Origin of the sequence: Enterobacter sp. MALB-1 (assembly GCF_041021625.1) — a bacterium.
Classification (GTDB): domain Bacteria; phylum Pseudomonadota; class Gammaproteobacteria; order Enterobacterales; family Enterobacteriaceae; genus Enterobacter; species Enterobacter oligotrophicus.
Genome location: NZ_JBDPJL010000001.1, coordinates 3,714,395 through 3,735,104, shown reverse-complemented (window position 1 = coordinate 3,735,104; position 20,710 = coordinate 3,714,395). Strand labels below are relative to the sequence as shown.

Here is a 20,710-nt window from a genome sequence, read left to right as displayed (position 1 = left end):
ACGGCTTCGGTTTCACAGTAAATTCTAATTATGGGTGTTTTTAGTGGCAGCCGGTGACAGGGCTGGTTACTCTGAAAACGATTTACATAAAGTTAACTTAAGAGAATAGATATGCATGATGCACAAATCCGCGTTGCCATTGCCGGCGCGGGCGGTCGTATGGGGCGTCAGTTAATTCAGGCTGCAGCACAGCTCGACGGTGTTCAACTGGGCGCTGCGCTGGAGCGCGAAGGGTCATCTTTAACAGGAAGCGATGCGGGTGAACTGGCGGGTATCGGTAAAACTGGCGTTGTGGTGCAGAGCAGCCTGGACGCGGTAAAAGATGACTTTGACGTATTGATCGATTTTACGCGCCCGGAAGGGACGCTGAATCATCTGGCTTTTTGTCGTCAGCACGGTAAAGGCATGGTGATTGGCACCACCGGTTTCGATGACGCGGGCAATCAGGCAATTAAAGACGCCTCAAAAGACATTGCAATCGTCTTTGCCGCGAACTTCAGCGTGGGCGTCAACGTCATGCTGAAGCTGCTGGAGAAAGCGGCGAAGGTAATGGGTGACTATACCGATATTGAGATCATCGAAGCACACCATCGTTACAAAGTTGATGCACCATCAGGCACGGCGCTGGCGATGGGCGAAGTGATTGCTCATGCACTGGATAAAGAATTGAAAGACTGCGCGGTCTATACCCGCGAAGGGCACACCGGTGAACGCGTTCCGGGGACGATTGGCTTTGCCACCGTCCGTGCAGGTGACATCGTCGGCGAACATACCGCGATGTTCGCCGATATCGGTGAACGTGTGGAAATCACGCATAAAGCGTCAAGCCGTATGACGTTCGCCAATGGTGCCGTACGTTCCGCACTGTGGTTAAAAAATAAAGAAAGTGGCCTTTTTGATATGCGTGATGTGCTCGATCTCAACAATCTGTAAGATTTATTACCCATCGTGATGTGGTTATTGCAGTCGTAATCTATTGATTGCATAGGGTAATATTTTATTGCCCTTTTATTTTTCCTGTTTTAAGTTATTTTTTGTTTGTATTGCTCATAAAGAATGGTTTTCTCTCTTTTTTGTGTTGCGGTAATGTAAATTTTGACCATCTGGTCCACTTTTTACTGCGCTCTGTCTTTCTTTTCCATTAAACTCACTGCGCAAGCGTTTCCTGCGGTGATTTACCTGATCTTTTTACCGCTTAATTCGCATTACTGATTCCAGGCTCGCAAAAGAATAAGCAAAATCACTGTTTTTGAGTTGACTTTTACCCTTCTAATCCCCAGAATGCCGCCGTTTGCCAAAAATCCGCTGGCAACACATTTGCATTGATTCATGGCATAGTTATGAATTAATATGCAAATAAAGTGAGTGAATATTCTCTGGAGGGTGTTTTGATTAAGTCAGCGCTATTGGTTCTGGAAGACGGAACCCAGTTTATCGGTCGGGCCATAGGGGCAACAGGTTCGGCGGTTGGGGAAGTCGTTTTCAATACTTCAATGACCGGTTATCAAGAAATCCTCACTGATCCTTCCTATTCCCGCCAAATCGTTACTCTTACTTATCCCCATATCGGCAATGTCGGCACCAATGCGGCTGACGAAGAATCCTCTCAGGTACATGCGCAAGGTCTGGTCATTCGTGACCTGCCGCTGATTGCCAGTAATTTCCGCAATACCGAAGACCTCTCTTCTTACCTGAAGCGCCATAACATCGTGGCGATTGCCGATATCGATACCCGTAAGCTGACGCGTCTGCTGCGCGAGAAGGGTGCCCAGAACGGCTGCATCATCGCGGGTGATAGCCTGGATGCAGCGCTGGCGCTTGAAAAAGCGAAAGCCTTCCCCGGCCTGAACGGCATGGATCTGGCGAAAGAAGTGACCACAACAGAAGCCTACAGCTGGACCCAGGGGAGCTGGACGCTGGAAGGCGACCTCCCGGAAGCGAAACCGGAGAGCGAGCTGCCGTTCCATGTTGTCGCTTACGATTTCGGTGCCAAGCGCAATATCCTGCGCATGCTGGTGGATCGCGGTTGCCGCCTGACGGTGGTTCCGGCGAAAACCTCTGCTGAAGAGGTACTGAAGATGAATCCGGATGGCATCTTCCTCTCCAACGGCCCTGGCGACCCGGCACCGTGCGACTACGCTATCGACGCCATCAAATCCTTCCTGGAAACCGATATCCCGGTATTCGGTATCTGCCTCGGCCATCAGCTGCTGGCGCTGGCGAGCGGTGCGAACACCATTAAGATGAAGTTTGGTCACCACGGTGGCAACCACCCGGTGAAAGACATCGATAACAATACGGTGATGATTACCGCGCAGAACCACGGGTTCGCCGTGGATGAGGCCTCCATGCCGGCTAACCTGCGCGTCACGCACAAGTCACTGTTCGATGGCACCCTGCAGGGTATCCATCGTACCGATAAGCCCGCGTTCAGCTTCCAGGGCCACCCTGAAGCCAGCCCAGGCCCGCACGATGCCGCGCCGCTGTTCGATCACTTCATCGAACTTATCGAGCAATACCGTAAGACCGCTAAATAATCAGGAGCCGAAAAGACAATGCCAAAACGTACAGACATAAAAAGCATCCTGATCCTTGGCGCTGGCCCGATTGTGATCGGCCAGGCCTGTGAATTTGACTACTCCGGTGCGCAGGCGTGTAAAGCCCTGCGTGAAGAGGGTTACCGCGTTATCCTGGTGAACTCTAACCCGGCAACCATCATGACCGACCCGGAAATGGCCGATGCCACCTACATCGAGCCGATTCACTGGGAAGTGGTACGCAAAATCATTGAAAAAGAGCGTCCGGACGCGGTGCTGCCGACCATGGGCGGCCAGACGGCGCTGAACTGCGCGCTGGAGCTGGAGCGTCAGGGCGTGCTGGCTGAGTTCGGCGTGACCATGATTGGTGCAACGGCAGACGCGATTGATAAAGCAGAAGATCGCCGTCGCTTCGACGTGGCGATGAAGAAAATCGGCCTCGACACTGCGCGTTCCGGCATTGCACATAATATGGAAGAGGCGCTGGCCGTTGCGGCTGACGTGGGTTATCCGTGCATCATTCGCCCATCCTTCACCATGGGTGGCACGGGGGGCGGTATCGCCTATAACCGCGAAGAGTTTGAAGAGATTTGCGAGCGCGGTCTGGATCTCTCCCCAACCAAAGAGCTGCTGATTGATGAATCGCTGATTGGCTGGAAAGAGTACGAGATGGAAGTGGTGCGTGATAAAAACGACAACTGCATCATCGTCTGCTCCATCGAAAACTTCGATGCGATGGGTATCCACACCGGCGACTCCATCACCGTTGCGCCAGCCCAGACGCTGACCGACAAAGAGTACCAAATCATGCGTAACGCCTCGATGGCGGTACTGCGTGAAATTGGCGTTGAAACCGGCGGTTCGAACGTTCAGTTCTCGGTGAACCCGAAAACCGGTCGTCTGATTGTTATCGAAATGAACCCGCGCGTGTCCCGCTCATCCGCGCTGGCCTCTAAAGCCACCGGCTTCCCGATTGCCAAAGTGGCGGCGAAACTGGCGGTGGGTTACACCCTCGACGAGCTGATGAACGACATCACCGGCGGCCGCACGCCTGCCTCCTTCGAGCCGTCCATCGACTACGTTGTAACCAAAATTCCTCGCTTTAACTTCGAGAAATTCGCCGGCGCGAACGACCGTCTGACCACTCAGATGAAATCTGTCGGTGAAGTGATGGCGATTGGCCGCACGCAGCAGGAATCCCTGCAGAAAGCGCTGCGCGGCCTGGAAGTGGGCGCGACCGGCTTTGACCCGAAAGTGAGCCTGGACGACCCGGAAGCGCTGACCAAAATCCGCCGCGAGCTGAAAGACGCGGGCGCAGAGCGTATCTGGTACATTGCCGATGCGTTCCGCGCTGGCTTGTCCGTCGATGGGGTGTTCAACCTGACCAACATCGACCGCTGGTTCCTGGTGCAGATTGAAGAGCTGGTGCGTCTGGAAGAGAAAGTGGCAGAACTGGGCATCACCGGCCTGGACGCTGACTTCCTGCGCGTGCTGAAGCGTAAAGGCTTCGCCGACGCGCGTCTGGCAAAACTGGCGGGCGTGCGCGAAGCGGAAATCCGCAAGCTGCGCGACCAGTATGACCTGCACCCGGTCTACAAACGCGTGGACACCTGTGCGGCAGAGTTCGCGACCGATACCGCATACATGTACTCCACCTATGAAGACGAGTGTGAAGCGAACCCGTCCGTCGACCGTGACAAAATTATGGTGCTGGGCGGCGGTCCAAACCGTATCGGCCAGGGCATTGAGTTCGACTACTGCTGCGTACACGCCTCCCTGGCGCTGCGCGAAGACGGTTACGAGACCATCATGGTCAACTGTAACCCGGAAACCGTTTCAACCGACTACGACACCTCTGACCGCCTCTACTTCGAGCCGGTGACGCTGGAAGACGTGCTGGAAATCGTGCGCATCGAGAAGCCGAAAGGCGTTATCGTGCAGTACGGCGGCCAGACGCCGCTGAAGCTGGCGCGCGCGCTGGAAGCAGCAGGTGTGCCGGTTATCGGCACCAGCCCGGATGCGATTGACCGTGCGGAAGACCGCGAGCGTTTCCAGCAGGCGGTTGACCGTCTGAAGTTGAAACAGCCAGCGAACGCCACCGTCACCGCGATTGAAATGGCCGTTGAGAAGGCGAAAGAGATTGGCTACCCGCTGGTGGTGCGCCCTTCCTACGTACTCGGCGGCCGCGCGATGGAAATCGTTTATGACGAAGCCGACCTGCGCCGCTACTTCCAGACCGCGGTGAGTGTGTCGAACGATGCGCCAGTGCTGCTGGACCGCTTCCTCGACGATGCGGTAGAAGTGGATGTCGACGCCATCTGCGACGGCGAAATGGTGCTGATTGGTGGCATCATGGAGCATATTGAGCAGGCGGGCGTACACTCCGGTGACTCTGCCTGTTCTCTGCCAGCGTACACCCTGAGCCAGGAAATCCAGGATGTAATGCGCCAGCAGGTGCAGAAGCTGGCCTTTGAGCTGCAGGTTCGCGGTCTGATGAACGTCCAGTTCGCGGTGAAAGATAATGAAGTCTACCTGATTGAAGTGAACCCGCGTGCGGCACGTACCGTCCCGTTTGTCTCCAAAGCGACCGGTATTCCGCTGGCGAAAGTGGCGGCACGCGTGATGGCGGGCCAGACGCTGGCGCAGCAGGGCGTCACGAAAGAAATCATCCCGCCGTACTACTCGGTGAAAGAGGTGGTGCTGCCGTTCAACAAATTCCCAGGCGTTGACCCGCTGTTAGGGCCAGAGATGCGCTCTACCGGGGAAGTGATGGGCGTGGGCCGTACCTTTGCAGAAGCGTTCGCGAAGGCGCAACTGGGCAGTAGCTCCACCATGAGAAAATCGGGCCGTGCGCTGCTCTCTGTCCGTGAAGGCGACAAAGAGCGTGTGGTTGACCTGGCTGCCAAGCTGCTGAAACAGGGCTTTGAGCTGGATGCGACCCACGGCACGGCGATTGTGCTGGGTGAAGCTGGTATCAACCCGCGTCTGGTGAACAAGGTGCATGAAGGGCGTCCGCACATTCAGGACCGTATCAAGAATGGCGAATACACCTACATCATCAACACCACGGCGGGCCGCCAGGCGATTGAAGACTCTAAGCTGATTCGCCGCAGCGCGCTGCAGTACAAAGTGCACTATGACACCACCCTGAACGGCGGTTTCGCCACGGCCATGGCGCTGAACGCGGATGCCACCGAGAAGGTGATTTCGGTGCAGGAAATGCACGCGCAGATTAACAAGTAAGTTCAAATACCCGGTGGCGCACCGTCACCGGGTATTCTTCCCATCTTAAGAACCTTCTGGTTTTCCATCCGCTTTCAGTCAGTTAGCCTAAAATTGTTAGGTCGATAACGAAATTCAACTGAAAAGCAGGGGAAACACCATGCGAAATAAACTTTTTATCACCTCAATTCTGGCTGCCACTGCACTGTTTGCCGTTGCGGGCTGTTCTTCTAATCAGGCTGTGAAAACCACCGATGGCCGCACCATTGTCACCGACGGTAAACCGCAGGTAGATGACGATACTGGCCTGGTATCGTACAAAAATGCGGAAACTGGCCAAACTGAACAGATTAACCGCGATCAGGTGAAATCGATGGGTGAGCTGGACAACTAGTTCAGATTTCTGACCGTAGCCCGTCAATAATATTCACTATTAGCCTGCTGAATTACTGACTACACTCTTTTGGTAAAAGAGCGCAGTAAAACAACAGGCTAATCAATGATTCTGATAATTTATGCGCATCCGTACCCGCAGCACTCGCATGCGAATAAGCGGATGCTCGAACAGGTAAGGACGCTTGAAAACGTAGAGATACGTTCCCTCTATCAACTCTATCCCGATTTTAATATCGATATCGCCGCCGAACAGGAGGCGCTCTCCCGTGCCGATCTGATTATCTGGCAGCATCCGATGCAGTGGTACAGCACGCCGCCGTTACTGAAGCTGTGGATCGACAAAGTCTTTTCTCACGGCTGGGCATACGGCCACCACGGTAACGCGCTGAAGGGCAAAAGCCTGATGTGGGCCGTGACCACCGGGGGCGGTGAAAGTCATTTCGATATTGGCTCCTTCCCCGGATTTGACGTGCTGGCGCAGCCGCTACAGGCGACGGCGCTCTACTGCGGCCTGAACTGGCTGCCGCCTTTTGCGATGCACTGTACGTTTGTTTGCGATGATGAAACCTTGCAGGCGCAGGCGCGTCATTACAAACAACGCTTACTTGAGTGGCAGGAGACGCACAATGGATAGCCATACGCTGATACAGGCGCTGATTTACCTCGGTGCGGCGGCACTGATCGTGCCCGTGGCGGTACGCCTGGGTCTGGGCTCCGTGCTGGGCTATCTGATTGCGGGTTGTGTTATCGGGCCGTGGGGATTCCGCCTGGTGACGGATGCCGAGTCGATTCTGCATTTCGCCGAAATTGGCGTGGTGTTGATGCTGTTTGTGATTGGTCTGGAGCTTGATCCACAGCGCCTCTGGAAACTGCGCGCCTCGGTGTTTGGCGGTGGTGCGCTCCAGATGCTGGCCTGTGGCCTGCTGCTGGGCGGTTTCTGTATCCTGCTCGGTATGGAGTGGAAAGTTGCAGAACTGATTGGGATGACGCTGGCGCTCTCCTCCACGGCAATCGCCATGCAGGCGATGAACGAACGTAACCTGACGGTTTCGCAGATGGGGCGCAGTGCGTTCTCGGTTCTGCTGTTCCAGGATATCGCTGCCATTCCGCTGGTGGCGATGATCCCGCTGCTGGCAGCAAGCGGCGCGTCAACGACGCTGGGCGCTTTTGCGCTGTCGGCGTTAAAAGTTGCCGGTGCGCTGGCACTGGTTATCCTGCTGGGCCGCTACGTGACCCGTCCACTGCTGCGGTTCGTTGCGCGTTCTGGCCTGCGCGAAGTGTTTAGTGCCGTTGCTTTGTTCCTGGTGTTCGGTTTTGGTCTGCTGCTGGAAGAGGCCGGGCTGTCGATGGCGATGGGGGCGTTCCTGGCGGGTGTGCTGCTGGCAAGCTCTGAATATCGTCATGCGCTGGAAAGCGATATCGAGCCGTTTAAAGGGCTGCTGCTGGGGCTGTTTTTCATCGGCGTCGGGATGTCTATCGACTTCGGCACGCTGGTGACGCATCCGCTGCGGATCATCATCCTGCTGGTGGGCTTCCTGGCCATTAAAATGGCGATGCTGTGGCTGATTGCGCGGCCATTGAAAGTGCCGAATAAACAGCGTCGCTGGTTCGCCGTGCTGCTGGGGCAGGGAAGTGAGTTCGCATTTGTGGTCTTTGGTGCGGCGCAGATGGCCGATGTACTCGATCCTGAGTGGGCGAAAGCATTAACGCTGGCTGTGGCGCTGTCGATGGCGGCAACGCCTGTCCTGCTGGTGCTGCTGACGCGCCTGGAGAAAACAGGCAGTGAACAGGAGCGCGAAGCCGATGAGATCGACGAAGAACAGCCGCGCGTGATCATCGCCGGGTTTGGTCGCTTCGGGCAGATCACCGGACGTTTGCTGCTCTCAAGTGGCGTCAAAATGGTCATCCTCGACCACGATCCCGACCACGTGGATACCCTGCGTAAATTCGACATGAAAGTGTTCTACGGCGATGCGACTCGCGTCGATCTGCTGGAGTCAGCAGGTGCGGCGAAGGCTGAGGTGCTGATCAACGCCATTGATGATCCACAAACCAGCATGCAGATGGTCGAACTGGTGAAGGCGCATTTCCCGAACCTGACGATTATTTCGCGTGCGCGCGATGTGGATCACTATATCCAGCTGCGTCAGGCGGGCGTTACGGCACCAGAGCGTGAAACCTTCGAAGGCGCACTGAAATCGGGCCGAATGGCGCTGGAAAGCCTGGGGCTGGGGGCGTATGAAGCGCGTGAACGTGCCGATTTGTTCCGCCGTTTCAACACCGAAATGGTGGAAGAGATGGTCGCGATGGCGGCAAGTACCGCGTCCGAACGTGCCGCGGTCTTTAAACGCACCAGTGCGATGCTGACGGAAATCATCAACGAAGACCGCAACCATCTGTCGCTGGTTCAGCGTCACGGCTGGCAGGGAACGGAAGAGGGTAAACACACTGGCAATCCGGAGGATGAACCGGAGAATAAACCCTCTGCGTGAAGTGGTGTTGCCAGCAATATTAAAAAATTTCTGTTTCTTTACTCTGCCGCCAGTCGACGAAAGATTATGCTTTCCGTATAGTGGCGGCAATTTTTTGCATCCGGGAAATTTTCAATGATCAGTCTGATTGCAGCGCTGGCGGTAGACCGCGTTATCGGTATGGAAAACGCCATGCCGTGGAACCTGCCTGCCGATCTCGCATGGTTTAAACGTACTACGTTAAACAAGCCGGTAGTGATGGGCCGTCTGACCTGGGAGTCGATTGGTCGTCCATTACCTGGCCGTAAGAATATCGTTATCAGTAGCCAGCCGGGCACTGACGATCGCGTTCAGTGGGTAAAATCCGTTGATGAAGCGATTGCGGCCTGCGGTGACGCCGAAGAGATCATGGTGATCGGCGGCGGTCGTGTGTACGAGCAGTTCCTGCCAAAAGCGCAGAAGCTGTATCTGACCCACATTGATGCGGAAGTGGAAGGGGATACCCATTTCCCGGACTACGATCCGGACGAGTGGGAATCGGTGTTCAGCGAGTTCCACGACGCGGATGAGCAGAACTCACACAGCTATTGCTTCGAAATTCTGGAACGCCGTTAAGCGATTTTCCCTCTCCCACGGGGGAGAGGGAATAAATCATCAGGAGGCTACGGCCTCACTTTCCCCTAAATCCAGCTGTCGGTTGGACGGCTGCACGAAGTACGTTTTATCTTCCCAGCGTAAGCAGGTCAAATCTCCGCCCCAGCAGCATCCGGTATCAAGACCATAAATGCCTTCCGGCGTGCCTTTTCCTTCAAGCGAAGCCCAGTGACCGAACACCACGCTGTACGCGTTGGTCACCGGCCCTGGAATAGCAAACCAGGGTTTGAGTGGCGCTGGCGCGTTCTCCGGCGTGTCTTTGCAGTACATATCCAGTTGCCCGTTCGGGAAACAGTAACGCATGCGGGTAAAAGCGTTCGTGATAAAACGCAGACGCGCCAGACCGCTGAGATCTTCGCTCCAGTTGTTCGGCATATCGCCGTACATGGCATCGAGGAAGAACGGGTAGGAGTCGCTCGCCAGCACCGCTTCAGCGTCGCGTGCGCAGGTTTTTGCCGTGTCGAGATCCCATTGCGGGGTAATCCCGGCGTGGGCCATCACCAGCTTTTTCTCTTCGTCAATTTGCAGCAGCGGCTGGCGACGCAGCCAGTTAAGCAGCTCATCGGCGTCCGGCGCTTCCAGCAACGGCGTAAGGCGATCTTTCGGCTTATTACGGCTGATCCCGGCATACACGGCCAGCAGATGCAGATCGTGATTGCCCAACACCATGCGCACGCTGTCGCCCAGTGATTTGACGTAGCGCAGCACGTCCAGGGAGCCTGGACCACGCGCCACTAAATCACCCGTCAGCCAGAGAGTGTCCTTACCGGGGGTAAAGTCGACCTGTTTTAATAATGCGATCAGTTCATCGTAGCAACCGTGAACGTCGCCAATCAGATATGTAGACATTAGATTAATGAATGAGTGTAGGAACGGCGAGACGGAACACAGGAATAGCAATGCGGAAGGCATTACCATCGACGTCGACCATTTCATAATGGCCTTGCATGGTGCCCAGCGGCGTCTCAATTACCGCGCCGCTGGTGTACTGGTACTCTTCGCCAGGCGCGATATGGGGTTGTTCACCGACCACACCTTCCCCCTGGACTTCAATTTCACGGCCATTGCCGTTAGTGATAAGCCAGTAGCGCCCGAGCAGTTGCACAGGCATCCGCCCCAGATTGCGAATGGTCACGGTGTAGGCAAAAACAAAACGCTCTTCGTCCGGTGAGGACTGGGATTCAACATAGACGCTTTGTACGTGAACACAGACGCGGGGCGAATCAATCATGGCTTAACTCTCCTTCGGCGGTGCATTTTCGCTGATGTAATTAGCCAGCTTGCAGTATTGCTCTACGGAAATGTTTTCTGCACGCATTGCCGGATCAATACCCAGCTCCGCTAACACCTCAACGGTAAACGAATTGCTCAGGCTGTTACGGATCGTTTTACGGCGCTGGTTAAAGGCTTCTGTCGTAATGCGGCTCAATACGCGCAGCTCTTTGACCGGGTACGGTTTTGTTTTATGCGGCACAAGACGCACAACCGCAGAATCCACTTTTGGCGGCGGCGTGAACGCAGATGGCGGTACTTCGAGTACCGGGATCACGTTGCAGAAATATTGTGCCATCACGCTTAAACGACCATACGCTTTACTGTTCGGTCCTGCAACCAGGCGGTTAACAACCTCTTTTTGCAACATGAAGTGCATGTCGGCAATGGCATCAGTATAGCTAAACAGGTGGAACATCAGCGGGGTGGAGATATTGTACGGCAGGTTGCCGAATACGCGCAGCGGCTGGCCCATTTTCTCTGACAGTTCGCCAAAGTTCATGGTCATGGCATCCTGCTGATAAATCGTCAGCTTTGGACCGAGGAACGGATGCGTTTGCAGGCGCGCGGCCAGATCGCGATCTAGCTCGATAACGGTCAGTTCGTCAAGGCGTTCGCCTACTGGCTCGGTCAGTGCGGCAAGACCCGGCCCGATTTCGACCATCGCCTGGCCTTTCTGCGGATTAATCGCAGACACGATACTGTCGATCACGAACTGATCGTTGAGAAAGTTTTGCCCGAAGCGTTTACGGGCTAAGTGGCCCTGATGGACTCGATTAGTCATTGAGTATTAACAATCATTTTGATGGCGAGATTAAGCGCCGTAATAAAACTGCCGACATCCGCTTTCCCCTGGCCTGCCAGATCCAGCGCAGTACCGTGGTCAACGGACGTTCGAATAAAGGGTAAACCGAGGGTGATATTCACGCCGCGGCCAAAGCCCTGGTATTTTAGCACGGGCAGGCCCTGATCGTGGTACATCGCGAGCACGGCATCGGCATTATCCAGGTATTTGGGCTGGAAAAGGGTATCTGCAGGCAGTGGCCCGCTGAGGTTCATCCCCTTCGCCCGCATTTCATTGAGCACCGGAATGATGGTGTCGATCTCTTCTGTTCCCATATGCCCGCCTTCACCGGCATGCGGGTTCAGGCCACAGACCAGCACGTGCGGCTGTTTAATGCCAAATTTGGTCTGCAGGTCATGATACAAAATCCCGATGATTTCACGCAGGAGTTCAGGGGTGATGGCATCCGGAATTGCCTTAATGGGTAGATGCGTGGTTACCAGCGCAACGCGCATCGCTTCTGTCGCCAGCATCATCACCACTTTCGGGCTGTGCGAGCGTTCTTCGAAGAACTCGGTATGCCCGGTAAAGGGAATACCAGCATCGTTGATAACACCCTTATGCACGGGGCCGGTGATCAACGCCGCAAACTCACCGTTCAGACACCCATCACAGGCACGAGCCAGCGTCTCGACAACGTAGTGACCGTTTTCCGTGCTGAGCTGGCCCGGTACGACAGGCGTGCGAAGCGGGACGGACAGAAGAGTGAGCGTCCCCGCCTGCTGCGGCACAGGCAGCTGGCCTGCAACGTAGGGGAGCAGCGTTAAAGGCAGACCGAGCATATTTGCCCGGTCCTGTAACAGTGTTGCATCTGCGCAGACGACCAGTTCTACCGGCCAGTTCTGTTGGGCGAGCTGGACGACAAGGTCGGGACCAATCCCGGCGGGTTCGCCGGGAGTGATAACAACACGATGCTTTTTCATTAGTTGCTCAGCACTTTCACGTAAGCGCTGGCACGCTGTTCCTGCATCCAGGTTGCCGCTTCTTCAGAGAATTTACGGTTAAACAGCATGCGGTACGCTCTGTCTTTCTGCGCCGCGTCGGTTTTATCCACGTTGCGGGTATCCAGCAGTTCAATCAGATGCCAGCCGAAGGAGGAGTGCACAGGTGCGCTCAACTGGCCTTTGTTCATCTTCATCAGTGCGTCGCGGAAAGCCGGATCGTAGATATCAGCCGCTGCCCAACCCAGATCGCCGCCCTGGTTAGCAGAGCCTGGGTCCTGAGAGAACTCTTTTGCGGCGTTAGCAAACGAGGTTTTCCCGCTCTTAATATCTGCAGCGATCTGTTCCAGCTTCGCACGCGCCTGGTCGTCAGTCATGATCGGTGACGGTTTCAGCAGGATATGACGAGCATGAACTTCCGTAACGGAGATGCTCTGGCTCTGGCCGCGCAGATCGTTCACTTTCAGAATGTGGAAGCCCACACCTGAACGAATTGGGCCGACAATATCGCCTTTCTTCGCCGTACTCAGCGCCTGAGCGAAGATGGACGGTAACTCCTGAATACGACCCCAGCCCATCTGGCCGCCTTTCAGCGCCTGCTGGTCAGCAGAGTAGGTGATCGCCAGTTTACCGAAGTCACCCCCGTTACGCGCTTGATCGACAATCGAGCGCGCCTGGTTTTCCGCGTCAGCAACCTGGTCGGAACTTGGGTTTTCCGGCAGTGGGATCAGGATATGGCTCAGGTTCAGCTCAGTGCTGGCATCGTTCTGATTACCCACCTGTTTTGCCAGCGCATCCACTTCCTGAGGCAGGATCGTGACGCGGCGACGCACTTCATTGTTACGCACTTCAGAGATCAGCATCTCTTTGCGGATCTGATTACGGTAAGTCGCGTAGTTGATGCCATCATAGGCCAGGCGGCTGCGCATCTGGTCCATGGACATGTTGTTTTGCTTTGCGATGTTAGCGATCGCCTGATCGAGCTGCTCGTCAGAGATCTTCACACCCATTTTCTGACCCATCTGCAGGACAATCTGATCCATGATCAGACGTTCCAGGATCTGGTGGCGCAGGGTTGCATCATCAGGAAGCTGCTGACCTGCTTCGCCCGAGTTGAGCTTCACAGATTTCATCAAACCGTCAACGTCACTTTCAAGCACGACGCCGTTGTTAACCACAGCTGCGACTTTATCGACAACCTGGGGTGCCGCGAAGCTGGTATTCGCAACCATAGCGACACCGAGCAGCAGCGTTTTCCAGTTCTTCATACTTTTTCCATTTCAATTAACCGCAAAGCGGATTACGTTGTAAATCAAGCACATTACAAGGAACTGCGGTACGGCAGAATGTTCGAGCGCAGCATCTGCTGCGTGCCCAGACCATAGTTGGAACTCAGGCCGCGCAACTCGACATTAAAGCCAATCACGTTATCGTATTTGCTCTGATTGTTGTCAGTATCCCAGCCGTTCAGCTTACGTTCATAGCCGACACGAATCGCATAACAGCAGGAGTTATATTGCAGACCTAACATCTGGTCGGCAGGTTTACTGGTGTTGGTGTCAAAGTAGTAAGCACCTACGATTGACCAGCGATCGGCGATTGGCCAGCTTGCTGCTCCACCCACCTGCGAAATCCCGTCTTTGTACTGTTCTGCAGTGGCATAGTTTGGCAGTGTTGCCTGAATATATTCCGGGCTGGCATAACGGTACGTCAACTGCACCAGGCGATCTTCATCGCGGCGATATTCAACGGCAGCACTGCTCGTGGCGACATTATTGAGTCGCGTATCGTACTGCGCACCGCCACGTAAGCCCCACCGGTCGGCCATACGCCAGTAGGTGTCACCTGCCCACACCAGTGATCCCGTTTTGTTGTCTTTCTCCCAGTTAATGTCGTCATCACCGGTACGAGACTCGGTGAAATAGTAGATTTGACCAACAGAAACGTTAAAACGTTCAACGGCAGCGTCATCATAAACGCGCGATGTGACGCCAGTCGTTAACTGGTTAGCGGAGGCAATACGGTCAAGACCACCATAGGTGCGGTCGCGGAACAGGCCGCTATAGTCAGACTGCAGGAAAGAGGAGTCGTAGTTCTGAATTTTGCTTTGATCGCGATAAGGCACGTACAGATACTGCATACGTGGTTCGAGCGTCTGGGTATATCCATCCGCTAAAAGATTCATATCGCGTTCGAAGATCAGCTTGCCGTCCATCTTAAACTGCGGGAGGACACGGTTAACCGACTCTTCAAGATCGGTACCGTAGCGATTGTTGTACCAGTCGAGATTTTTTTGCTGGTAGTGGGTCGCCATCACTTTGGCTTCTGTATTCAGGCTTGCCCAGTCGTTAGATACCGGCAGGCTGATCGTTGGCTCAAGGTGAAGACGCGTTGCTTCCGGCATGTCCGAATTGGTATTAACAAAATGGACCGCCTGACCGTAAACACGGGTATCAAACGGACCTACGTCATTCTGATACCAGTTAACATCCAGTTGCGGCTCTGCGCCGTAAGTGCTTCTCGTCTGGTTGCTAAAGACCTGGAACTGCTTGGTCGATACCGTGGCGTTAAAGTTCTGAATAGCGTAGCCGACGCTGAATTTTTGCGTGGCATAACCGTCCGTACTGGAACCATATTTTGTGTCAAAGTCGTTGAAGTAGTACGGATCGCTGACTTTGGTGTAGTCGACGTTAAAACGCCAGACCTGATCCATTACGCCAGCGTGACGCCAGTAGTAAAGCCAACGGTGTTTATCACCTTCGGTCGGATGCTCATCCTGGAAGACTTTATCTGACGGCAGGTAATCCAGCTCCATCAGGCCTGTACCCGCCTGGGTCAGGTAACGGAACTCGTTCTCCCACATGACGTTGCCACGCTTGTGGATATAGTGTGGCGTGATGGTCGCGTCCATGTTGGGCGCGATGTTCCAGTAGTACGGCAGGTAGAACTCAAAGTAGTTTGAGGTGCTGTACTTGGCATTCGGGATCAGGAAGCCTGAGCGACGTTTATCGCCCACCGGAAGCTGCAGGTAAGGGCTGTAGAAAACAGGCACCGGGCCGAGTTTGAACCGGGCGTTCCAGATCTCCGCAACCTGCTCTTCACGGTCGTGGATAACTTCACTTCCCACCACGCTCCAGGTATTTGACCCCGGCAGACACGACGTGAACGAGCCATTTTCCAGAATCGTATAGCGGTTTTCGCCGCGCTGTTTCATCAGATCTGCGTTACCACGCCCCTGACGGCCTACCATCTGGTAGTCACCTTCCCAGACGTTAGTATCTTTAGTGTTCAGGTTTGACCAGGCTTTCGGACCTTTCAGGATGACCTGATTGTCGTCATAGTGCACATTACCCAGCGCATCGACCGTACGCACAGGCTCGGCCGCACCTTCCGGTTGCTTCTGGTGCAATTGCACTTCATCTGCCTGCAGGCGGCTGTTGCCCTGGTTAATATCAACGCTGCCCGTAAAGGTGGCATTGTCAGGATAATTACCTTTTGCGCTGTCGGCGTTGATGGTGATCGGCAAGTCATTGGTATCGCCTTTCACCAGTGGGCGATTGTAGCTTGGGACGCCAAGCATACACTGCGAGGCGAGATCGGCTGCCAGCCCCTGGTGGCTATACAGGGCGGAGCCAATCATTGTGGCCAGGAGGGTGGGGATACGTTTTTTCATACGTTGTATTTTAGTGTTCCGTCATCAGTGGCTACGGCTTACAAACGCTCAGAGACTATCTTACTCATCATCGCAGTGCCAGCGTTAATCCTGCCCGTTTGCGTGCCAGAGTGTTAGGCTCGCTATCGAATGACGAGTATGATAATGCAAATTATAGGCGATGTCCCTCAATTGACCGTGGCTCGACCACTGTAATGATGGCGTTACGTCGAACCAGGAACATGATTATTCGGGGAGTATATGCAGTATTGGGGTAAAATAATTGGCGTTGCGTTCGCAATAATGATGGGAGCCGGGTTCTGGGGGATCGTACTCGGCCTCATTATCGGCCATATGTTTGATAAAGCACGTAGCCGCAAAATGGCGTGGTTCGCCAACCAGCGCGAGCGTCAGTCCCTCTTTTTCTCCACTACCTTCGAGGTGATGGGGCATTTAACTAAATCAAAAGGGCGCGTCACCGAAGCCGATATTCAGATCGCCAGCGTGTTTATGGATCGTATGAACCTGCACGGCGAGTCTCGCGTGGCAGCGCAGAACGCGTTTCGTATCGGTAAAGCTGATAACTATCCGCTGCGTGAAAAAATGCGCCAGTTCCGCAGCATCTGCTTCGGACGTTTTGATTTAATTCGGATGTTTCTGGAGATCCAGATTCAGGCGGCCTTCGCTGACGGTTCACTTCATCCTAATGAACGGGATGTTTTATACGTCATTGCTGAAGAGCTGGGGATCTCCCGCATGCAGTTCGACCAGTTCCTGCGCATGATGCAGGGCGGCGCACAGTTTGGCGGTGGCTACCAGCAACAGCAATCCTCCGGTGGCGGCTGGCAGCAGACGCAGCGTGGCCCGACGCTGGAAGACGCCTGCAATGTGCTTGGCGTGAAGCCCTCCGATGATGCCACAACCATTAAACGTGCCTATCGTAAGCTAATGAGCGAACATCACCCGGATAAACTGGTAGCAAAAGGCTTACCGCCAGAGATGATGGAGATGGCGAAGCAAAAAGCGCAGGAAATTCAGAAAGCCTACGAGCTTATAAAAGAGCAGAAAGGTTTTAAATAGAAAAATGGCCCGATGATTCGGGCCATTTTTTTAGAAGTCCGCCAGCGCGTTAAACGTCATCGCGTTGCCGAAAACTGGATGGGTAATGGTCAGCGTCTGAGCATGAAGCTGCAGGCGCGGCGCTAACGCCAGCGCTTCCGGGGGGGCATAAAAGCGATCGCCCAGAATGGGATGACCCATTGCGAGCATATGCACACGCAACTGATGCGAGCGCCCGGTAATGGGCTTAAGCAGGACGCGCGCGGTGTTATCCGGCGCATACTCCAGTACCTGATACTCGGTTTGCGCCGCCTTACCGGTTTCATAGCAGACTTTTTGCTTTGGCCGGTTCGGCCAGTCGCAAATCAGCGGTAAATCCACCAGACCTTCTTCGTTTTCCGGGTGTCCCCATACGCGCGCGACGTACTGCTTTTTCGGCTCACGCTCACGGAACTGACGCTTCAGTTCGCGTTCTGCCGCTTTATTCAGAGCCACCACAATCACGCCGCTGGTTGCCATGTCGAGGCGATGGACAGATTCAGCTTGCGGATAATCGCGCTGAATACGCGTCATCACGCTGTCTTTATGTTCCTCAAGACGCCCAGGCACGGACAACAGGCCGCTCGGCTTATTGACCACCATAATATGTTCATCCTGATACAGGATGACCAGCCAGGGTTCCTGAGGGGGATTGTAGGGCTCCATTACCATCTTGCGCTCCGCTTACTGATGCGTCACAACGATAAGACGCAGGGCATCCAGACGCCAGCCAGCCTGGTCCAGACTTTCCAGCACCTGCTGACGGTTGCTTTCAATCGCGGCCAGCTCATCGTCACGGATGTTCGGGTTCACCGCTTTTAACGCTTCCAGACGAGAAAGCTCTGCTGAAAGTTTTTCGTCGGCTTCGTTGCGCGCAGCATCAATCAGCGTGCGGGCGGCTTTTTCAATCTGGTTTTCACCCAGTTGCAGAATGGCATGCACGTCCTGCTGTACTGCGTTGACCAGTTTACTGCCGGTATGACGGTTCACTGCGCTCAGTTGGCGGTTGAAGCTCTCGAACTCGACTTGTCCGGCGAGGTTGGTGCCGTTTTTGTCCAGCAGCAGACGCACCGGCGTTGGCGGCAGGAAGCGGGTGAGCTGCAGCTGTTTAGGTGCCTGGGCCTCCACAACGTAGATCAGCTCAACCAGCAGCGTACCCACTGGCAGCGCCTTGTTTTTCAGCAGCGAGATGGTGCTGCTGCCAGTGTCGCCAGAGAGGATCAGATCCAGACCGTTACGGATCAGCGGATGTTCCCAGGTAATAAACTGCGCGTCTTCGCGGGACAGCGCCACATCACGTTCAAAGGTAATGGTGCAGCCATCTTCCGGCAGGCCTGGGAAATCTGGCACCAGCATATGATCGGACGGCGTCAACACGATCATGTTCTCGCCACGGTCATCCTGGTTGATCCCGACGATGTCGAAGAGGTTCATCGAGAAGCTGATCAGGCTGGTGTCATCATCTTGTTCTTCAATGCTTTCAGCCAGTGCCTGCGCTTTCTCCCCACCGTTGGAGTGGATCTCCAGCAGGCGGTCACGGCCCTGTTCCAGCTGCGCTTTCAGTGCATCATGTTTCTCGCGGCAGGATTTGATCAGCTCGTCAAAGCCGTCGGTATTTTCTGGCGCAGCCAGGTAACCGATCAGATCGCCATGGACCTGATCGTAAATGGTGCGGCCCGTCGGGCAGGTGTGTTCAAATGCGTCCAGGCCTTCATGGAACCAGCGCACCAGAACGGACTGGGCGGTTTTTTCCAGGTAAGGGACGTGGATCTGAATATCATGCGCCTGACCAATACGATCCAGACGACCGATACGCTGCTCCAGCAGGTCCGGGTTAAACGGCAGATCGAACATCACCAGGTTGCTGGCGAACTGGAAGTTACGGCCTTCAGAGCCGATTTCAGAACACAGCAGAACCTGCGCGCCGCTGTCCTCTTCACCGAACCAGGCCGCTGCACGGTCGCGCTCAACGATGGACATCCCTTCGTGGAACACGGCAGCGCGAATACCTTCGCGTTCGCGCAGAACCTGTTCCAGCTGCAGCGCGGTGGCGGCTTTGGCGCAGATCACCAGTACCTTCTGAGAACGGTGCGCGGTGAGATAGCCCATCAGCCACTCCACGCGCGGGTCGAAGTTCCACCAGGTGCCGGTATCGCCTTCAAATTCCTGATAAATCTGTTCCGGGTAGAGCATGTCGCGCGCGCGCTCTTCCGCGGATTTACGCGCACCCATAATGCCGGAGACCTTAATCGCCGTCTGATACTGGGTCGGCAACGGCAGCTTGATGGTGTGCAGCTCGCGTTTCGGGAAGCCTTTCACACCGTTACGGGTGTTACGGAACAGCACGCGGCTGGTGCCGTGGCGATCCATCAGCATGTCGATAAGCTCTTTACGCGCGGACTCCGCGTTATCGCTATCGCTGTTGGCCGCCTGCAGCAGAGGCTCAATATCCTGCTCGCCAATCAGATCGCTCAGGGTGTTCAGTTCGTCATTAGAAAGGCGGTTGCCCGCCAGCAGCAGCGCGACGGCATCGGCAACCGGACGGTAGTTTTTCTGCTCTTCAACAAACTGCTCGAAATCATGGAAACGGTTTGGATCGAGCAGGCGCAGACGGGCGAAGTGGCTCTCCAGACCCAACTGCTCCGGCGTAGCGGTCAGCAGCAGGACGCCTGGCACACGCCCGGCAAGCTGCTCGATCGCCATGTATTCGCGGCTTGGCGCATCTTCGCTCCAGACCAGGTGGTGCGCTTCGTCGACCACCATCAGATCCCATTCGGCATCGCACAGATGCTCAAGGCGCTGTTTGCTGCGACGCACGAAGTCCAGAGAGCAGATCACCAGCTGTTCGGTTTCAAACGGGTTGTCGGCGTCGTGCTGCGCTTCGGCATAGCGCTCGTCGTCGAACAGGGAGAAGCGCAGGTTAAAGCGGCGCAGCATCTCGACCAGCCACTGGTGCTGCAGGGTTTCAGGAACAACAATGAGTACACGCTCAGCCGCGCCAGAGAGCAGCTGTTGATGCAGGATCATCCCCGCTTCAATGGTTTTCCCCAGGCCCACTTCGTCGGCCAGCAGCACGCGCGGCGCGTGGCGACGGCCCACATCATGGGCGATATTCAACTGGTGGGGGATCAGGCTGGTGCGCTGGCCGCGCAGGCCGCTCCACGGCATGCGGTACTGTTCGCTCTGGAACTTACGCGCGCGATAGCGCAGGGAGAAGCGATCCATACGGTCGATTTGCCCGGCAAACAGGCGGTCCTGCGGTTTACTGAAGACCAGTTTGCTGTCGAGCAGCACTTCACGCAGGATGACATTGGCTTCGTCAGTGTCCAGACGCGTACCAATGTAGGCGAGCAGTCCATTCTCTTCTTTTACGTCTTCAACCTTGAGCTGCCAGCCGTCGTGGCTGGTCACGGTGTCTCCCGGATTGAACATCACGCGGGTTACAGGGGAGTCATTGCGAGCGTACAGGCGGTTTTCACCGGTGGCAGGGAAAAGGAGCGTAACCATACGTGCGTCTACCGCAACCACGGTTCCTAATCCAAGTTCGCTTTCTGTATCGCTGATCCAGCGTTGACCAAGTGTAAAAGGCATATGTGTTCGGCTCTAATCTTTAATTGCAGGCA

Annotated in this window: 16 protein-coding genes; 8 read left to right on the top strand and 8 right to left on the bottom strand. The window is 55.1% G+C overall.

What is annotated here, in order from left to right; all coding sequences use genetic code 11:
- Positions 1-111 precede the first annotated feature (111 nt).
- The 7 genes from dapB (at position 112) to folA (ending at position 9,241) form a co-directional block, all read left to right on the top strand.
- Positions 112-933, top strand: a complete 822-nt coding sequence (gene dapB / locus ABGB15_RS17865; protein ID WP_215723336.1) for a 4-hydroxy-tetrahydrodipicolinate reductase — start codon at positions 112-114, stop codon at positions 931-933.
- A gap of 455 nt (positions 934-1,388) precedes the next feature.
- Positions 1,389-2,537 (top strand): glutamine-hydrolyzing carbamoyl-phosphate synthase small subunit, encoded by a 1,149-nt coding sequence (carA, locus tag ABGB15_RS17860; RefSeq protein WP_215723335.1) that lies wholly within the window; start codon positions 1,389-1,391, stop codon positions 2,535-2,537.
- 18 nt (positions 2,538-2,555) lie between these two features.
- The gene (gene carB, locus ABGB15_RS17855) at positions 2,556-5,780 is read left to right on the top strand and encodes a carbamoyl-phosphate synthase large subunit (RefSeq protein WP_152083412.1); all 3,225 of its coding nucleotides are present in this window, start codon (positions 2,556-2,558) and stop codon (positions 5,778-5,780) included.
- A gap of 139 nt (positions 5,781-5,919) precedes the next feature.
- On the top strand, positions 5,920-6,153 hold the full coding sequence (locus tag ABGB15_RS17850) for a YgdI/YgdR family lipoprotein (protein ID WP_215723334.1): 234 nt from the start codon (positions 5,920-5,922) through the stop codon (positions 6,151-6,153).
- Positions 6,154-6,258: 105 nt separating this feature from the next.
- Entirely contained in the window at positions 6,259-6,789 is a 531-nt protein-coding gene (gene kefF / locus ABGB15_RS17845; protein WP_152083414.1) for a glutathione-regulated potassium-efflux system oxidoreductase KefF, read from the top strand.
- Positions 6,782-8,647: a glutathione-regulated potassium-efflux system protein KefC gene (gene kefC, locus ABGB15_RS17840; protein ID WP_215723333.1), complete on the top strand. Its 1,866-nt coding sequence runs from the start codon at positions 6,782-6,784 to the stop codon at positions 8,645-8,647. Before kefF ends, kefC begins: the two co-directional genes overlap by 8 nt.
- A 114-nt stretch (positions 8,648-8,761) precedes the next feature.
- Complete coding sequence (gene folA, locus ABGB15_RS17835; RefSeq protein ID WP_032608478.1) at positions 8,762-9,241, top strand: type 3 dihydrofolate reductase; 480 nt, start codon at positions 8,762-8,764, stop codon at positions 9,239-9,241.
- Between the two features lie 39 nt (positions 9,242-9,280).
- Here folA and apaH read toward each other — a convergent pair whose 3' ends face one another.
- Genes apaH through lptD form a run of 6 tightly spaced genes read right to left on the bottom strand, consistent with a single transcriptional unit; the run spans position 9,281 to position 16,010 of the window.
- On the bottom strand, positions 9,281-10,129 hold the full coding sequence (gene apaH / locus ABGB15_RS17830) for a bis(5'-nucleosyl)-tetraphosphatase (symmetrical) ApaH (protein WP_152083416.1): 849 nt from the start codon (positions 10,127-10,129) through the stop codon (positions 9,281-9,283).
- Positions 10,130-10,133: 4 nt separating this feature from the next.
- A complete protein-coding gene (apaG, locus tag ABGB15_RS17825; protein ID WP_152083417.1) occupies positions 10,134-10,511 on the bottom strand; it encodes a Co2+/Mg2+ efflux protein ApaG in 378 nt (125 codons plus the stop codon).
- Between the two features lie 3 nt (positions 10,512-10,514).
- Positions 10,515-11,336, bottom strand: coding sequence for a 16S rRNA (adenine(1518)-N(6)/adenine(1519)-N(6))-dimethyltransferase RsmA (rsmA, locus tag ABGB15_RS17820; RefSeq protein WP_152083418.1), 822 nt, complete (start codon positions 11,334-11,336; stop codon positions 10,515-10,517).
- Complete coding sequence (gene pdxA / locus ABGB15_RS17815; protein WP_215723332.1) at positions 11,333-12,319, bottom strand: 4-hydroxythreonine-4-phosphate dehydrogenase PdxA; 987 nt, start codon at positions 12,317-12,319, stop codon at positions 11,333-11,335. Before pdxA ends, rsmA begins: the two co-directional genes overlap by 4 nt.
- Entirely contained in the window at positions 12,319-13,605 is a 1,287-nt protein-coding gene (gene surA, locus ABGB15_RS17810; protein WP_152083420.1) for a peptidylprolyl isomerase SurA, read from the bottom strand. Before surA ends, pdxA begins: the two co-directional genes overlap by 1 nt.
- A 53-nt stretch (positions 13,606-13,658) precedes the next feature.
- Entirely contained in the window at positions 13,659-16,010 is a 2,352-nt protein-coding gene (gene lptD / locus ABGB15_RS17805; protein ID WP_215723331.1) for an LPS assembly protein LptD, read from the bottom strand.
- 240 nt (positions 16,011-16,250) lie between these two features.
- On the opposite strand from lptD, the gene djlA reads away from it, so the two are divergent.
- Positions 16,251-17,069, top strand: a complete 819-nt coding sequence (gene djlA, locus ABGB15_RS17800) for a co-chaperone DjlA (RefSeq protein ID WP_152083422.1) — start codon at positions 16,251-16,253, stop codon at positions 17,067-17,069.
- Between the two features lie 30 nt (positions 17,070-17,099).
- Here djlA and rluA read toward each other — a convergent pair whose 3' ends face one another.
- Positions 17,100-17,759 carry a bifunctional tRNA pseudouridine(32) synthase/23S rRNA pseudouridine(746) synthase RluA gene (rluA, locus tag ABGB15_RS17795; RefSeq protein WP_215723330.1) on the bottom strand — a complete coding sequence of 220 codons (660 nt, stop codon included), beginning with the start codon at positions 17,757-17,759 and terminating at the stop codon, positions 17,100-17,102.
- 12 nt (positions 17,760-17,771) lie between these two features.
- Positions 17,772-20,678, bottom strand: a complete 2,907-nt coding sequence (gene rapA / locus ABGB15_RS17790; protein WP_152083424.1) for an RNA polymerase-associated protein RapA — start codon at positions 20,676-20,678, stop codon at positions 17,772-17,774.
- Positions 20,679-20,710 lie beyond the last annotated feature (32 nt).

Excerpts from the sequence above, each read along its gene's own strand:
- rsmA (WP_152083418.1), bottom strand. The coding sequence starts at position 11,336 with ATGACTAATCGAGTCCATCAGGGCCACTTAGCCCGTAAACGCTTCGGG.
- kefC (WP_215723333.1), top strand. The coding sequence starts at position 6,782 with ATGGATAGCCATACGCTGATACAGGCGCTGATTTACCTCGGTGCGGCG.
- ABGB15_RS17850 (WP_215723334.1), top strand. The coding sequence starts at position 5,920 with ATGCGAAATAAACTTTTTATCACCTCAATTCTGGCTGCCACTGCACTG.
- djlA (WP_152083422.1), top strand. The coding sequence starts at position 16,251 with ATGCAGTATTGGGGTAAAATAATTGGCGTTGCGTTCGCAATAATGATG.
- carB (WP_152083412.1), top strand. The coding sequence starts at position 2,556 with ATGCCAAAACGTACAGACATAAAAAGCATCCTGATCCTTGGCGCTGGC.
- apaH (WP_152083416.1), bottom strand. The coding sequence starts at position 10,129 with ATGTCTACATATCTGATTGGCGACGTTCACGGTTGCTACGATGAACTG.
- lptD (WP_215723331.1), bottom strand. The coding sequence starts at position 16,010 with ATGAAAAAACGTATCCCCACCCTCCTGGCCACAATGATTGGCTCCGCC.
- folA (WP_032608478.1), top strand. The coding sequence starts at position 8,762 with ATGATCAGTCTGATTGCAGCGCTGGCGGTAGACCGCGTTATCGGTATG.
- kefF (WP_152083414.1), top strand. The coding sequence starts at position 6,259 with ATGATTCTGATAATTTATGCGCATCCGTACCCGCAGCACTCGCATGCG.
- dapB (WP_215723336.1), top strand. The coding sequence starts at position 112 with ATGCATGATGCACAAATCCGCGTTGCCATTGCCGGCGCGGGCGGTCGT.
- rluA (WP_215723330.1), bottom strand. The coding sequence starts at position 17,759 with ATGGTAATGGAGCCCTACAATCCCCCTCAGGAACCCTGGCTGGTCATC.
- surA (WP_152083420.1), bottom strand. The coding sequence starts at position 13,605 with ATGAAGAACTGGAAAACGCTGCTGCTCGGTGTCGCTATGGTTGCGAAT.
- rapA (WP_152083424.1), bottom strand. The coding sequence starts at position 20,678 with ATGCCTTTTACACTTGGTCAACGCTGGATCAGCGATACAGAAAGCGAA.
- apaG (WP_152083417.1), bottom strand. The coding sequence starts at position 10,511 with ATGATTGATTCGCCCCGCGTCTGTGTTCACGTACAAAGCGTCTATGTT.
- pdxA (WP_215723332.1), bottom strand. The coding sequence starts at position 12,319 with ATGAAAAAGCATCGTGTTGTTATCACTCCCGGCGAACCCGCCGGGATT.